This is a genomic window from Rhodococcus sp. D-46 (genome assembly GCF_011290655.1).
Classification (GTDB): domain Bacteria; phylum Actinomycetota; class Actinomycetes; order Mycobacteriales; family Mycobacteriaceae; genus Rhodococcus_F; species Rhodococcus_F qingshengii.
Genome location: NZ_JAANTF010000026.1, coordinates 1 through 13,790 on the forward strand (window position 1 = coordinate 1; position 13,790 = coordinate 13,790).

General features: G+C 63.2%; 14 protein-coding genes and 4 pseudogenes. 9 read left to right on the plus strand and 9 right to left on the minus strand.

The window, feature by feature from the left end:
- Window positions 1-138 precede the first annotated feature (138 nt).
- Window positions 139-336, plus strand: a complete 198-nt coding sequence (locus tag G9U53_RS32770) for a DUF2892 domain-containing protein (RefSeq protein ID WP_031332288.1) — start codon at window positions 139-141, stop codon at window positions 334-336.
- 31 nt (window positions 337-367) lie between these two features.
- Here the strand turns inward: G9U53_RS32770 and G9U53_RS32775 are convergent, their stop codons facing one another.
- The 3 genes from G9U53_RS32775 to G9U53_RS32785 all read right to left on the minus strand — a co-directional run bounded on the left by G9U53_RS32775 (window position 368) and on the right by G9U53_RS32785 (window position 2,525).
- Complete coding sequence (locus tag G9U53_RS32775) at window positions 368-1,537, minus strand: hypothetical protein (protein ID WP_030538035.1); 1,170 nt, start codon at window positions 1,535-1,537, stop codon at window positions 368-370.
- Window positions 1,538-1,945 carry a DUF302 domain-containing protein gene (locus G9U53_RS32780; protein WP_011331567.1) on the minus strand — a complete coding sequence of 136 codons (408 nt, stop codon included), beginning with the start codon at window positions 1,943-1,945 and terminating at the stop codon, window positions 1,538-1,540.
- A 79-nt stretch (window positions 1,946-2,024) separates the two neighbouring features.
- Window positions 2,025-2,525, minus strand: coding sequence for a hypothetical protein (locus G9U53_RS32785; RefSeq protein WP_011331566.1), 501 nt, complete (start codon window positions 2,523-2,525; stop codon window positions 2,025-2,027).
- A gap of 105 nt (window positions 2,526-2,630) precedes the next feature.
- Between G9U53_RS32785 and G9U53_RS32790 the strand changes: the two genes are divergently transcribed.
- On the plus strand, window positions 2,631-3,365 hold the full coding sequence (locus tag G9U53_RS32790) for a thioredoxin domain-containing protein (protein WP_021334628.1): 735 nt from the start codon (window positions 2,631-2,633) through the stop codon (window positions 3,363-3,365).
- 8 nt (window positions 3,366-3,373) lie between these two features.
- A complete protein-coding gene (locus G9U53_RS32795) occupies window positions 3,374-4,222 on the plus strand; it encodes a cytochrome c biogenesis protein CcdA (protein ID WP_011331564.1) in 849 nt (282 codons plus the stop codon).
- Here G9U53_RS32795 and G9U53_RS32800 read toward each other — a convergent pair.
- A complete protein-coding gene (locus G9U53_RS32800; RefSeq protein ID WP_021334627.1) occupies window positions 4,213-4,560 on the minus strand; it encodes a DsrE family protein in 348 nt (115 codons plus the stop codon). The genes G9U53_RS32795 and G9U53_RS32800 overlap by 10 nt on opposite strands.
- 111 nt (window positions 4,561-4,671) lie before the next feature.
- The gene (locus G9U53_RS32805) at window positions 4,672-5,178 is read right to left on the minus strand and encodes a class I SAM-dependent methyltransferase (protein WP_021334626.1); all 507 of its coding nucleotides are present in this window, start codon (window positions 5,176-5,178) and stop codon (window positions 4,672-4,674) included.
- 245 nt (window positions 5,179-5,423) lie between these two features.
- Between G9U53_RS32805 and G9U53_RS32810 the strand changes: the two genes are divergently transcribed.
- Complete coding sequence (locus G9U53_RS32810) at window positions 5,424-5,909, plus strand: IS3 family transposase (protein WP_326839294.1); 486 nt, start codon at window positions 5,424-5,426, stop codon at window positions 5,907-5,909.
- Between the two features lie 97 nt (window positions 5,910-6,006).
- On the opposite strand, the gene G9U53_RS32820 is transcribed toward G9U53_RS32810, so the two are convergent.
- The gene (locus G9U53_RS32820; RefSeq protein WP_021334624.1) at window positions 6,007-6,276 is read right to left on the minus strand and encodes a DDE-type integrase/transposase/recombinase; all 270 of its coding nucleotides are present in this window, start codon (window positions 6,274-6,276) and stop codon (window positions 6,007-6,009) included.
- Window positions 6,277-6,495: 219 nt separating this feature from the next.
- Between G9U53_RS32820 and G9U53_RS33835 the strand changes: the two are divergent.
- Window positions 6,496-6,582 (plus strand): annotated as a pseudogene (locus G9U53_RS33835) (BtrH N-terminal domain-containing protein); the annotation flags it as partial.
- A 41-nt stretch (window positions 6,583-6,623) separates the two neighbouring features.
- On the opposite strand, the pseudogene G9U53_RS33405 reads toward G9U53_RS33835, so the two are convergent.
- From G9U53_RS33405 to G9U53_RS32840, 3 genes and pseudogenes are all read right to left on the minus strand, one after another.
- Window positions 6,624-6,751 (minus strand): annotated as a pseudogene (locus tag G9U53_RS33405) (transposase); the annotation flags it as partial.
- Window positions 6,752-7,050: 299 nt separating this feature from the next.
- Window positions 7,051-7,572, minus strand: coding sequence for a PaaI family thioesterase (locus tag G9U53_RS32835; RefSeq protein ID WP_021334621.1), 522 nt, complete (start codon window positions 7,570-7,572; stop codon window positions 7,051-7,053).
- A 25-nt stretch (window positions 7,573-7,597) separates the two neighbouring features.
- Window positions 7,598-9,175 carry an MFS transporter gene (locus G9U53_RS32840; protein ID WP_021334620.1) on the minus strand — a complete coding sequence of 526 codons (1,578 nt, stop codon included), beginning with the start codon at window positions 9,173-9,175 and terminating at the stop codon, window positions 7,598-7,600.
- Between the two features lie 120 nt (window positions 9,176-9,295).
- Here G9U53_RS32840 and G9U53_RS32845 point away from each other — a divergent pair, with 120 nt between their 5' ends.
- The 4 genes and pseudogenes from G9U53_RS32845 to G9U53_RS32860 all read left to right on the plus strand — a co-directional run.
- Window positions 9,296-9,943 (plus strand): TetR/AcrR family transcriptional regulator, encoded by a 648-nt coding sequence (locus G9U53_RS32845; RefSeq protein WP_021334619.1) that lies wholly within the window; start codon window positions 9,296-9,298, stop codon window positions 9,941-9,943.
- 185 nt (window positions 9,944-10,128) lie between these two features.
- A pseudogene (locus tag G9U53_RS32850) lies at window positions 10,129-10,941 on the plus strand (IS256 family transposase); the annotation flags it as partial.
- Window positions 10,942-11,480: 539 nt separating this feature from the next.
- A complete protein-coding gene (gene ltrA / locus G9U53_RS32855; protein ID WP_021334617.1) occupies window positions 11,481-12,986 on the plus strand; it encodes a group II intron reverse transcriptase/maturase in 1,506 nt (501 codons plus the stop codon).
- Window positions 12,987-13,064: 78 nt separating this feature from the next.
- A pseudogene (locus tag G9U53_RS32860) lies at window positions 13,065-13,512 on the plus strand (transposase); the annotation flags it as partial.
- Window positions 13,513-13,790: the final 278 nt, after the last annotated feature.

Genomic DNA, 13,790 nt, shown 5'->3' on the forward strand with positions numbered 1-13,790 from the left:
CGGTGCGCTGTTCCACAAGGGCAAGCTCCTCGAACGACCCGTCGAGATCACCCCGGAACCGTCACCGGACACGCCGGTATCCGAGGTCGCCTGACACACCTTAATCCACAGAATTTGACGATTCCTCTCGTCGATTTCATGCGCAGCACAGCCGGGCGCGTACTGCGCATCGTCGTGGGTATCGCCCTCATCACGCTCGCCTTCTCCGTCGGTGGTGCCGTCGGCATTCTGGCAGGAGTGATCGGGGCAGTCTTCGTCCTCACCGGAGTAGTCAACGTGTGTCTGCTCGGCCCGTTGTTCTCCGTGGAACTGCGAGGACGGCCCAAGGCATCCTGAGGAGGAGGACTCGATCTCGGGACCGCCGACCTCAGAAATGGGGTATCACCTTGAATGCGGTGTATCCGTCGGTGTCCGCGGCGAGCGCAACACCGTTGGGTGTCATCGCTACCGGAGCCTCGCCCAGTGATGTGCCTGTCACGCGGCCGGTGACCGCATCGATAGCGGTCACGGCCGAACCAGAAGCACCGTAGACGATTCCGCCGACGAGCGTGAAACGATCGGCACCGGGAAACTGATCGGCTGTGAAACCTCGGTTGCCGTATCGCGGAAAAAGAACGGCGATTCCGTCGTCGCCGAGGTCCCCGGTGGTGATCATCGTCGATCCGCTACCCGCATCGGCTGTCACCGCCATCGGGGTCCGAGCACCACTGACCCAACGGATCCCGGCGTCCGAGAGGCGATAGACCGCTTGGATCGGTTCAGGGCGGGTAGGGACCGTCCATGCCACGACGACGGAACTACCAGCCGATTGGACGAACCGTGCGCTACCGGCGAGTGCGGCGGGCGGTGGTGCCACTGTCTCGGTCGACCATGCCGTGTTGCCAGTATCGACAGTCACGATTTCTGCGGTATCACCATCGCGGACGACCGCGTAACCCCCGGATTCGGACACTGCCCCACTCAGATAGGTGGTGTGCCCGTCGGCGGCAGATATCGCGGCCTCCGGCGGGGCGGATTCGCTACTGCATCCGGCATCGATCAGCAGCCCGGTCCCGGTCAGGCACCCGGCGCTACCGACCGGGCCCCACACGACCTCGCCTGTTCGGGTGTCGCGAGCGGTGAGGGAGGCAGCGTGCCCGGAGTCAGAGGGGTCGACGTCTTCCGTGATCAGTAGTTCGCGATCGTGGGCAGTGGTGACCGCGAACTGCGTGCGGTTCTTCGGTACGTCGACCTCGAACCGCGATGAGCCTGTGTCGCTGACGACCTGCACCGTTGCCGAATCGGATGACGGTGCCGTGTCGAGGACTCCGACGAATCCGTCATCGACGACATGGGGTCTCGAGACGAAGGGCACCGACCACAGTGGGCTGTCGCCGAAGCCGGGCGGCGACAGCAGCTGCGACGACGACGGGTTCTCCACCACTCCGGTGATCGACCCGTGTGCGCTCACGAGCGAGGACGCATCACATGCGCAGAGCATCAACACCGCGCATGCTCCACCCGCCGCACTCACCAACCGAATACGGCACATGCGCATCTAGGTAGAGGAGCTTTCGCCACTGAGTGCCATGATGGCCGCGTGCAGCAGCGCTGTGGCTTCGTCGGCGACATCCGCGAGTCCGGGCGCGTCGGACAGTCCGACCATCACTTGCGGGTTCATCGCTTCGACGATCGTGCTTCCCCCGTCAGCGCGGACAATGACGTTGCACGGTAAAAGCAGTCCTACCTGGCGGTCGGTGTCGATCGCAGATTTCGCCAGCCGGGGATTGCAGGCACCGAGAATGACATAGCGCTCGATGTCGGCATCGATCTTCGCCTTCAGGGTGGATTGCATGTCGATTTCGGTCAGGATTCCGAATCCCTGCTCCGAGAGAGCTTCACGGGTCGCGTCCACGGTTTCCGCGAAGGGCATGTCCAGTCGAATACTGATCGCAAGTTCGGTCATGATGTTCGATTCTCCATCGTCGGAATTGTCCTTGTCTGCCTCAAGAAATGTCGAGTACGGCACGAGCCGACAAGTCGGCTCACACCGCGCAGGACCCTGCGGAGCAGTCTCGCCGACGCCACCGAAAAGCTACGGCTGCAGCCAGCATCGTCAGTGATACTCCAGCAAGGATCGGTTGAATCGGCGCCCACAGCCCCAACGCACCCGAGGTGCCGAGCGCCAGCAGTACGAGCTTGTTGCACACCGGGCATCCGACCGCGAAGAAAGTCAGCGCGACACCGAGTGCGGCCGGGGTACCGGTTCGCTCGACCTGTCTGGGCTTGTCGATGCCGAACCATACCGCGGTCAGGACAGCAGATGCCAGCAGCACCGGCAGTTCCCACGCGCGGACCGGAACTTCTCGTCCGAACATCGGGGTGTCGATAATGTCGGTCGGAATACCCACGACCAGCACGGTGGCGATCCCGGCAAGCGTTCCACGTAGAACACGCAGCCCCCACCGCCTGTAGAGACCGGCCTCGGTGAGCGCTCGACCGTCGGGATCGACGTCAGGGCGTTCGGAGATGGCAGGCTCAGGCATCGGATGGGTCTCCTACAGTTCGTAGTTGTGTGAGTGACACTACTCTGCAAGAGTATACCCGCAAGGGTATAGCTGTCAGTATTCGTGACTACCGAAAGGTATTGCATGACTTCGTCATCACGATCCACCCGCCGTCGAGACACCTGGCTTCTCGGGATCGCGGTACTGGTCGCCGCCGTCCTCGTCGGCGTTCTGGTGGTCGGAATGCACGACAGTGACGAACCCGAGGCGACGGCGGGAGCGACTTCCAGCGCGGAACCGGAGGTGGGCACGACACCTGCAACCGGCCCGCTGGGCGATCTCTCGCGTCGCACCGTCGACGATCCGATGGCCATCGGTGCCGTCGACGCGCCGGTGGTGATGATCGCCTTCTCGGACTTCCGCTGCCCGTTCTGCGCCCAGTTCAGTCGCGAGACCGAACCGCAGTTGATCGACCGCTACGTCGACGAGGGCACCTTGCGTATCGAATGGCGCGATCTGCCGATCTTCGGGCAACAGTCCTTCGATGCCGCCCGCGCGGGCCGAGCAGCCGCGGCTCAGGACAAGTTCTGGGAATTCACCAACGCCGTGTACGCCGGTGCGCCCGAGACCGGTCATGCCGACCTGACGATCGAGGCGCTCGAAGCCTATGCACAGCAAGCCGGCGTCCCGGACCTCGAGCGTTTCACCACCGAAGCCACCGGAACGAGTTTCGACTCCGCGATCACCAGCGATTCCGACGAGGCACAGTCGTTGGGTATACCGGCCACACCGGCGTTCTCGGTGAACGGCGATCCGGTACTGGGGGCGCAACCGCTGTCGACCTTCGTCGATCTGATCGATACCGCCGCCGGAGCGTAGGCCGCCGAATGTCTCAGATCGGACTTCTCGGAGCATTTCTCGGCGGACTGCTGGCCTTGCTCAGCCCCTGCTCGGCGTTGCTGCTGCCCTCGTTCTTCGCCTACGCATTCGACGGGGCGGGCAAGCTCGCCGGCCGCACAGGAGTGTTCTACCTCGGACTTGCCACGGTTCTGGTTCCCCTCGGAGCCGGAGTCGGCGCCCTCGGCTCGGCGATCACCCGGTACCGCGAGATCACCACCATGATCGGCGGACTGATCATCATCGGACTCGGGGTGATGATCATCGTCGGTCGCGGATTCGCGCTGGGATCGGCTCAGCGAGCGGCCGCCCGCATCGACGCGTCGTCTGTCGGGTCGGTGTTCGCACTCGGTGCGGTGTACGGGCTCGCCGGATTCTGCTCCGGACCGCTACTCGGCGCAGTCCTGACCGTCGCAGTGGCCGGTGGACAGGCGGTGTACGGCGGAATTCTGATGGCCCTTTACGCCGCGGGCATGGTGGTCCCGCTGTTCGTACTCGCGCTTGTGTGGGACCGTTTATCGTTGGGCTCACGAACCTGGTTGCGCGGCAAAGAGATCAGCATAGGACCGTTGAAGACGCACACCACGTCGCTGATATCGGGGCTGATCTTCATCGGAATCGGCGTTCTCTTCCTGCTCACGGAAGGAACCGCCAACCTCGGCGGCGTCATGGGCGTCGACAGTCAGTATTCGCTGCAGGTGTGGATCAGCGAGGTCGCAGATTCGGTGTCCAACGTGGCTGTCCTGCTCGCCGGAGTGCTGGTGATCATCGCGATCCTGGCGGTCCGGATCGTACGTGGTCGCAGCACCGCAGACATCGAGTCGGAGAATCACGAGTAGAGCTGCGACCAGCCGTCCCGCTGCCGTTGGGCGAGATGCAGGACGGCAGCCGGGATCACGTCGACTCCCATCAACAGGTCGTCATCGCCGAGTCCTCGGCCGTTCAGACTGTTTCGGCACGCTGTGACGGTGATCGCTGCCGAGTCGATCAGTGTGCGCATCTCCACGGAGACATCCGAGCACCCCAAGGCGGCATCGAGGCCTGCCCCGAAGCACACGACTTCGATCGCCACGGGTTCGGATGCAGCAGCACGAAGATTGTGGATTGCCGACACGACGACTGTAGGTGTGGTGTTCACCGCGAACACCACGCGCAGCGGTTCTGTGTGGTCGCTCATTCGCGGACTCGGTCCATCAGGCTGCGGTGGGGTGAGCCGGACCACGGTTGGGCATGCAGCAAAATGTCGATGGCATGGCTATCACCCTGCGGCCGTACGAGATGCGATAGCTCACGAACCCGCAGTCCGCTTGCTGCCCGGGCGAGATCGTAGATATCGGGCAGTATCGATGGGTCCGGTGGACCGCCCACACCGCGAGTGAAATTCTCGAGCGCATGTCCGAGATACAGCAGCCTCCCCCCCCGGTGCAAGCCAGGTTGCCGCGCTGGCGATGACCGCAACGAGCTCGTCGACCGGAAGATGCAGGAATCCGATGGCAACCAGATCCACCGGCCCGCTCGGTTCCCAGGTTCTGGCGTCGGCAACGCTGTACCTGATCGATTTATCGGACCCGCCGCTCATGGCGAGTTCGATTGCCACCGAGGAGAAATCGACCGCATCGACCGCCCAACCGGAGTCGGCCAACCATCGGGCGTGTCGGCCGTCCCCGCAGCCCAGATCGACCGCGCGCCCGGGTGTCAGTTCGGCGAATCTCGCGGACAGAGCAGCCGCCGGTGCAGATCCCCAGGGATGTTCGACACTGCTGTAGCGCGCGTCCCATGCCGATGATGAATCCACTGCGGACTCCTGTCTGTGTCGTGGGGCCGCTCGCATCGGAACGGCATCGACCTCACTGTACCCCCGGGGGTACATGACGTGATTCTGCCTCGAGATCCAGGCGAGGACCGCAGGAATGTTACTTGTCCTACCACGGCGGTCAGTCCGATCGTGGCAGTCGCGTCCTCGGTGCTGGCGATCGCTCCGAGCGCGCCCGGGCCTGGAATTCGCACTGAACGTCAACGCCGCCCTCCCTGTCGGGTGGCATTACGGAGCATCCCGCTCGGGACGGAGAGGTTTACTGCTGTGCGATTTTGGACTGTTTCAGCAAGATGATCGTGGGTCGTTCCTTTTCCTCGACTGCTGATACGGCGCCGGTCAACAATGCGGTAAACATGGCCGCGCAGGAACGGATCCGTTGGGAGGCAACGATCTTGCATGACAATCATGGTCCGCAGTTCACGTCGTGGGGGTTCGGTGAGAATCTGCGGAGGTGGGGGTTGCTCGAGTCTTTCGGGACGGTCGGTGATTGCTTCGATAATGCTGTCATGGAGGCATTCTGGGGACGTTTGCAGACGGAATTGCTGAACACGAAGAAGCGGTCGACCACGCTGGAGTTGACGGCAGCCATGGCCGATCATATCGACAATTTTCATAATGCCGAACGGCGCCACAGCTATCTCGGCAACCTCAGCCCGATGGAGTATGAGAAGCTCTGGGCAGACATCCAACCGTATCCTCAGCTCTCATAACATTGGTGCACTATTGGGGGCACGGATCAAATCAGAGAATCAATGCGTGTGAATACGGCTGGCAGGGCTTCGAGGAGGCTGTGGAATTCGTTCATGTTCAAGCATTCGTCACGGACACGGTTGTTGAAGGATTCGATGTACCCGTTTTCCATGGCTGACCGGGTGGAACGTAGCCGATACCGACCTGATCTTCGCAGAACGTCCTCGGCGCTTCGGAGATGAACTCCGGGCCGTTGTCGCACCGAAGTATCTGTGGCGGTGCGCCCCAGAATGCGAACGCTTTCTTCAGCGCTGCGACGAGATCCTCTGCCGGGATGGATCGCTCGACGATGTTCAGTACCGACTGACGCGTATGCTTGTCCACCATTTACGCGATCTTGAACTTCCGCCCGTCCGTCGTCGAATCGAACTAGAAGTCGATCGCCCACAACACCTTCGGCGCCTCTGCCTCGGTGATCGGGGTGGTCGAGGCGCCGGCACGTTTCCGGATCTTGCGGACTTTCACCCGCAGCCCTTCCTCACGCCAAAGCCGTTGAACCTTCTTCTTGTTGATGACCCAGCCGGCTCGGTGGGCAGGACCAGGTTCTTAACCACCGATGACCCCGAGGAGGGATGGTCGTGGGTTCGCGACGAAATTGACTCTGGTCGACCGAGTCTGGTCTGGGGCGACTTGACTCGCGGGCTCGGGCCAGGTCTTCGATGTCGTTCCCGCAGACCGTGGTCGACGAACGACAACAGGGGGTGGAATCCGAATCCTTGTTTGTAGGTCGGTGCCGCGTTCGCTTTTCCGAATGTGCGGTGGCGAGGGTGGCGTCGAGGTCAATCACGATCGGGTTCTGGGCGGTGATGTCGGTGATCGGGCGCGCGCTCGCCGGTGTCTGGTACTAGCAGCTGGTTTCAGGTGGCGAAGTCAGCCCAGAACACCTATTGAAGTCCAGCTTGCCGAACCTGCAGAATGCGATGCGCCTCAACGAGATCAAACAGGCGTGGGGAGGCGTCGGCGCCGGACCCGGGCAATGGTGGTCAGGGGGCTGGCAACGGAAGCCCAGATCGCTTCCAGTTTGTCCGGCGCACGGGGTGCTTCGCGGACAATCAGGCAGCGACCACGACAGGTCCGCGTCTTGCGCTTCTTTCGGTCGCGTCAGCGGTCCGGCGGGCGCGTTGACGATTTCTCCGGCCCGTCGTCCCCGAGCGCAAAGGTGAGGCGGTCGAATAGTTGCTGGGCGGTGCCGGGGGTGCCGTGTCGAGCGAAGTGCTCGATCGACACGGCGATGAAGACCGCGTTCGCGGTGAACAATGCTGTGCCGTCATCGGCGGTGGCGGTTGCCTCGAGGTGTAGTTTGCGGCCGTCGATCTCCCGGATGTGGGCCCGGATGCGCAGGGGCCGGTGCAGTGGGACGGGGGCGAGGTAGTCGACGGTGAGGTTTCGGGTCACCGCCGGGGTGCGGGCGATCCAGAGGGTGAAGCCGAACAGGTCGTCGCAGGCGGTGGCCACCGCCCCACCGTGCGCGAGGCCTGGCGCACCGATGTGACGTTCGTCGAACGTCACATCGGTGTAGACCTCTTCGCCGGAACGGAACACCTCTAGTTGCAGGCCGGCGGGATTGTCCGGCCCGCACCCCATGCAGGTCGGCGAGTGCGGCGGTAGCGGTAGCTGGGTCATGGGTGTCCCTTCTCGATGGTGTTGGCTAGCGGCGGGCGCGGGATCGACTGCACTGGCCCGGTTCAGCCGGTTTCTTCGATGTGTCCGTGTCCAGGGGTCGGGGACTCCGGCCGGGCGCCCAGAACAGCAGGATCGCCGCACCGGCCGCCGCGATGAGTGCGAGGACGATCGCGGACTGCTCGGCGCCGTGCAGGAACGCGGACTTGGCGAAGTCCGCAAGCTGCTCGCCGACCGGTCCGGCCCGGTCGGCGACCTCCAGGGCACCGGCGAGTGAGTCCGAGACTGGCCCCCGCGCGTCGGGAGGGAGTCGCTCGATCGCCGGTGCGATGTTGTGGCTGTAGCCGGCGGCCAGGACACTGCCGGCGACAGCGATGCCGATCGCCGCACCGATCTCGCGCGTGGCGTCGTTGACCGCCGCGGCGACGCCGTGCTTTTCGATCGGTGTGTCCGCCACGATGGCCGCCGTCGCCGGCGCCGCGGTCAGACCCAGTCCCGCGCTCATGATCAGCGTCGGCCACATCACGTCGAGGTAGGTGGAGTCCAGATCCAACCGGCTGATGAAGTAGAACCCCACCGCTATGGCGAGCAGACCGGTCACCGTCACCAACCGCAACCCCAGCCGGGTCGCCATCCACGGCGAGATCGCCGAGAGGAGCACCAGCGGCACCATCATCGGTGCCAAGGCCAGTGCCGAACCCAGCGGACTGTATCCAAAGATCAACTGCAGGTATTGCACCAGGACGAGGAACACACCGAACGTCACCAGGAACTGGATCGTGATGGAGAACGATCCGCTCCCGAAACCCCGACTGGTGAAGAACCGCACATCGAGCAACGGATGATCCGCGCGCAACTCCCACACTACGAACACCAGCGTGGCCACCAGACCCAGACCAAATCCGACGACCACCACCGGATCCGACCAACCACGCACTGGGACCTCGATGATGGCCAACACCACCAGTCCGATCGCGAGTACCACCGCGACCGACCCGATCACATCCATCCGCGGCGGATTCTCCTGGCGGGATTCGGGAATGGTGAAGGCACACAACAGCAGAAACACCCCCGTCCCGGTTAGACCGACGAAGATCGACTGCCACGACCAGTAGTCGAGCAGCACTCCCGACCCGAGAATCCCCAGCAGGCCCCCGGACCCGGCGACCCCCGCCCAGATCCCGACCGCCCGCCCGCTCTGTTCCTCGGGGAATCCCGCGGTCAGGACCGACAGCGTGGACGGCATCACGAACGCTGCCCCCAACCCGGCCGCGGCACGCGCCGCAATCAACCACCAGGGGGTCGATACGAACAGAGGCACCGCCGAGGCCAGCGAGAAGAGCGCTAACCCCACGATCAGCACCGCCCGCCGACCGTAACGGTCACCCAGCGCACCGGCGGGCAACACCAGACACGCCAACACCAGCGTGTACCCATCGACGACCCAGGTCAGCTGGGTTTGAGTGGCCCCGGTCGCCACCGCAATGTCCGGAAGCGCGGTATACAGAGCCGCCATCGACGCGACCACCAACGCCACCGACAAGCACGAGACCACCAACGTCCACTTCTGCGCCCGCGACAGCAGCACCCGATCGCCCGAAGCCATACGCCACCTCCACATATCGATACGGCTGGTATCGATTCGCTACTATCAGTAGCACAATGAGGCTGGAGAGGATAGTGTCTGCGCCTGATTGAAGGGCACAATGACGAGGTGAGCGAGAAAATGATCATCCAAAACCTGGTCGACAACGAGGACCGGCTCGTGGATCCACGGAAGGCGCGTTCACGCGCACGACTGCTCGACGCCGCAACATCCTTGCTCTCGACCGGCGGAATCGATGCCGTCACGATCGACGCGGTCACCAAAGCGTCCAAGGTCGCGCGGACCACCCTTTACCGGCACTTCACCGACAGCACCCAACTCTTGGCCGCGGCGTTCGAACGTCTGCTGCCCCCTGTCACCGCACCGGCCTCGTCCGGAACGATCCGTGAACAGTTGATCGAACTGCTGGACCGTCAGGCCAAGCTCATCGAGGAAGCCCCTGCCCAACTGACGATGCTGGGATGGCTTGCCCTCGGGTCCGTCCAACCCGAGACCGCCGGGGCGGCATCCCATCCCGAAGAGGACCGGAACCCGGTCAGTTCCCTGCGCGCGCGGGTGGTCAACCAGTACCGCGAACCGTTCGACCAGATCCTGGGCGGCCCCCAAGCCCAGCAAGAGCTCGGTGACTTCGACACCGCCCTTGCCCTGACCCAACTCGTCGGACCCATCATCTTCACCCGACTCACCGGACTCCCGCCGACAGGATCCACTGAACGGCAACAACTCGTCGACGACTTTCTCGCTGCACGATCCGCGCACGCGCGGTGACGTGACCTCACGCTGGCCCTGGCCTTACCTGCAAACTCACTGGCCAGCGGCAAAAGCGGATCAGAACACCATCAATCACACATACTGGGTGTGCCGTTGGGGTGGGACTGTCTCTAATCGGTGTTTCGGCCCGAGACGCTGAGTGAATGCTCAGCGAGGAGGTGCCGAGATGACGACACTGGAAGATGCGGGCGAAGAAGAGGGCCGAGCCCTCCTCGGAAGCCGCGGAGCTGGTCAGGTTGGCGAAGGAGCAGGGTCTATCGCTGGCCGGCCCGGACGGTCTGCTCAAGCAGTTCACCAAAACCGTCCTGGAAACCGCGTTGAACGAGGAGATGACCGAGCATCTCGGGCACGACAAGAACCAAGCCCCGCCCGATCGGGAGTCGACGAACATCCGCAACGGGACTCGGTCGAAAACGGTGTTGACCGTGGCGACCGGGCATGTTCCGATCGAGGTCCCTCGTGATCGGGAAGGGACGTTCGAGCCGCAGATCGTCAAGAAGCGTCAACGACGCCTCAATGGGGTCGACGAGATCGTGTTGTCGCCCAACGCCAAAGGATTAACGACCGGTGAGATCTCCGCTCGCTTCGCCGAAATCTACGGCGCATCTGTCTCAGAAGAAACCATCTCACGGATCACCGACAAGGTGATCGAGGAGGTGCAGGACTGGTCTGCCCGACCACTCGACGAGGTATACGCAGCGATCTTCATCGACGCAATCGTCGTCAAAGTCCACGACGGGCAGGTAGCGAACCGGCCTATTTACGCCGCGATCGGCGTCAGTCTCGACGGGCACCGCGACGTGCTCGGATTGTGGGCGGGAACCGGCGGTGAGGGCGCGAAATTCTGGATGTCCGTGCTGACGGGCATCCCCAACAGGGGCACCCGGGACGTGTTCTTCTTGGTCTGCGACGGATTGAAAGGTCTACCGGAGGTCGTCGAGAATGTGTGGCCGGCGGCCACTGTCCAAACGTGTGTAATCCATTTGATCCGCAATGTGCGCCGTGAGGCGCCTGATTCACCGATCGGAGGTGGGAAACCTTCGTCGCCGGGCCGTCGTAGCGGTTCGGTGGAGCTGGGAGCAGCCCCGACAAAGCCGGGACGTACTAGTACTGCCAGATGGTGCGGGCTCGGCAAGCGAGACGAGAGGGTGTACGCGAGGAATCAGCGTTTGACGCCTCGTTAACAAGAACCGGCTCGAATCTGGCGGATGTGGGCCGGGATGCGGTGCGCGTCATCATTGTTGCGGTGATGGCGCCCGTCTGCACCGAAGCCGTCGGTGTGGGCAGGTCGGGAGGAAAGTCTGCGGCGTACTCCCGTCGACCGCCGGGGTATAGCTGGGCACCGGACTCGTCGAGCGGTGACAGGTGAACACGGGAACCGTCTCGGTCCCACCACATTTCCCGCGCATCCAGTGCGGGCGGTCGGGTTGGGTCCGCTGTCGGCCGATCGGGCCGGGGCGGGGCGGAGTCGTCGTAGTAGTCGGAGGCCGGGAAAGCCGGTCACAGGGCGAAGGGCGGCAGCAAGTGAAGCAGAATGGGAGTTGTCATGCCGGAAGAGGCGCCGGTGAATATCGGTGCACTGCTGGAACGTCCGTACACGGTGCGTCAGCGGGTACTGGGGATTCAGACCAAACTGCACAGTTGGGCGGCGGCCGATCCTGGTCGTTGTTTCGATGATCTGTTCAATCTCGTGGTGGACCCAGGGTTCCTCGTCATGGCGTGGACGCGGGTCCGGGAGAACAAGGGCGCCAAGACGGCTGGGATCGACGGGGCCACCGCGTGGTCGGTCGAGAACAGCGAGCGCGGCGTGGCCGGTTTCCTGACCGAACTGCGGACCTCGTTGAAGGACCGCTCGTTTCGTCCGGTGCCGGTACGGACGGTGTCGATTCCCAAGGCGAACGGCAAACGTCGCCGCCTGGGCATCCCCACTCTTCGTGACCGCGTCGTGCAGGCGTCGTTGAAGCTGGTGTTGGAGCCGATTCTGGAGGCCGATTTCGACCCGTCCAGTTACGGGTTCCGCCCGGAACGTCGATGTCAGGACGCCATCGAGGAAATCCGGTTCTACGCCGCACGCGGCTACGAGCAGGTCTTCGAGGGCGATATCGCGGCATGTTTCGACGAAATTTCGCACCCGGCCCTGATGGACAGGTTGCGGCTTCGTGTGACTGACCGACGAATCCTGCTGTTGGTCAAGGCGTTTCTGAAAGCGGGGCTGTTGGACGAGCTGAACGAGGTCCGCGACACCACCACCGGCACTCCCCAGGGTGGGATTTTGTCCCCGCTGCTGGCCAACCTCGCTTTGTCGGTCCTCGATGAGCACTTCCGGGAAAGATGGCGGGCCATGGGCAACCAGACCCAACGCTGGCGTGCCACCCGCCGAGGCGCCGCGACCTACCGAACCGTCCGCTATGCAGACGATTTCGTGGTCATGGTGTTCGGCACCCGGCAGCAAGCCGAGGATCTCTACGGCGAGATCGAGACCGTGCTTGCGACGGTCGGGCTCCGTCTGGCGCCCGAAAAGACGCAAGTGGTCGGGATCGACGAGGGCTTCGATTTTCTCGGTTTCCGCATCCAGCGGCACCGACAGAAAGGAAGCGACCGGAAACTGATCTACACCTATCCGTCGAAGAAATCGATGAACACCATTCGGCGTAAGGTCACGACAGCGACCGGCAGACAGACCACCAGCTTGCCCGCGAAAGATATGTTCCGACTTCTGGGACAGATCACTCGCGGCTGGGCGTTCTATTTCCGGCACGGCGCGTCGGCCCATGCGTTCGGCCTGCTCAACCACCACCTGTGGTGGCGGGTCTGGCGTTGGCTACGCAAGAAACATCCGAACCGGAAGGCGTACTGGATCATTCGCCACTACTATGGCTCCGGCCGATGGTGGCCGGAAGCGGGTGGGATCACGTTATTTCAACCCGCGACGGTGACGATCAAACGCTACCGATACCGCGGGGCGCGTATCCCCAACCCGTGGCTGATCCACGCTCAGAAGACAGGACCGACAACCCTTGCGGAGAGCCCGGTGCGGTGAGAATCGCACGCCGGGTTCGGCGGGCGGCCCGAGGAAACGGACCGGGAGCAATCCCGATACCGCGCCTCGGGTCGACCCCACACGTTTCAGTTGTCGTCGCGGCAGCATTGGGCTGCGCTCAAACATGATCTCAAGTCGATCTTTCGCTGCCCCGACTGAGGCCGCCGCGAGTGCGGCGTTCGAGGATCTCGCTGACCGTTGGGGCAAGCAGTATCCGGCGATCATCCGATTGTGGAACAACGCCTGGCAGGAGTTCATCCCGTTCCTGGATTACGACACCGAGATACGGCGAGTGCTGTGCTCTACCAATGCGATTGAGTCTTTGAATGCCGGATGCCGGCGGGCTGTCAAGGCTCGTGGGCATTTTCCCACCGAGGCTGCTGCGCTCAAGTGCTTCGATCTGGTGACGCGGTCACTGGACCCGACAGGCAAGGGCCAGGCACGATGGATTACGAGGTGGAAGCCTGCTCTGAACGCGTTTGCGATCACGTTCGCCGATCGGTGGCCGGGATCGGAAACCTACTGATGGAAACCGGCCGAAACACCGTTAGCGAGATAGACCCCGGCATTGATCGCAGGTGCAGTCAACGACTGGTCTGTGGTGGTGATGGCTCTTGTCCTCGTGCCGTTCGTAGTCATCGTGCGGTGGCCGAATACGCCCTCCGGCGTTGTCTTCGGGGAGGAATCGTCAAATTCTGTGGATTAAGGTGTGTCAGGCGACCTCGGATACCGGCGTGTCCGGTGACGGTTCCGGGGTGATCTCGACGGGTCGTTCGAGGAGCTTGCCCTTGTGGAACAGCGCAC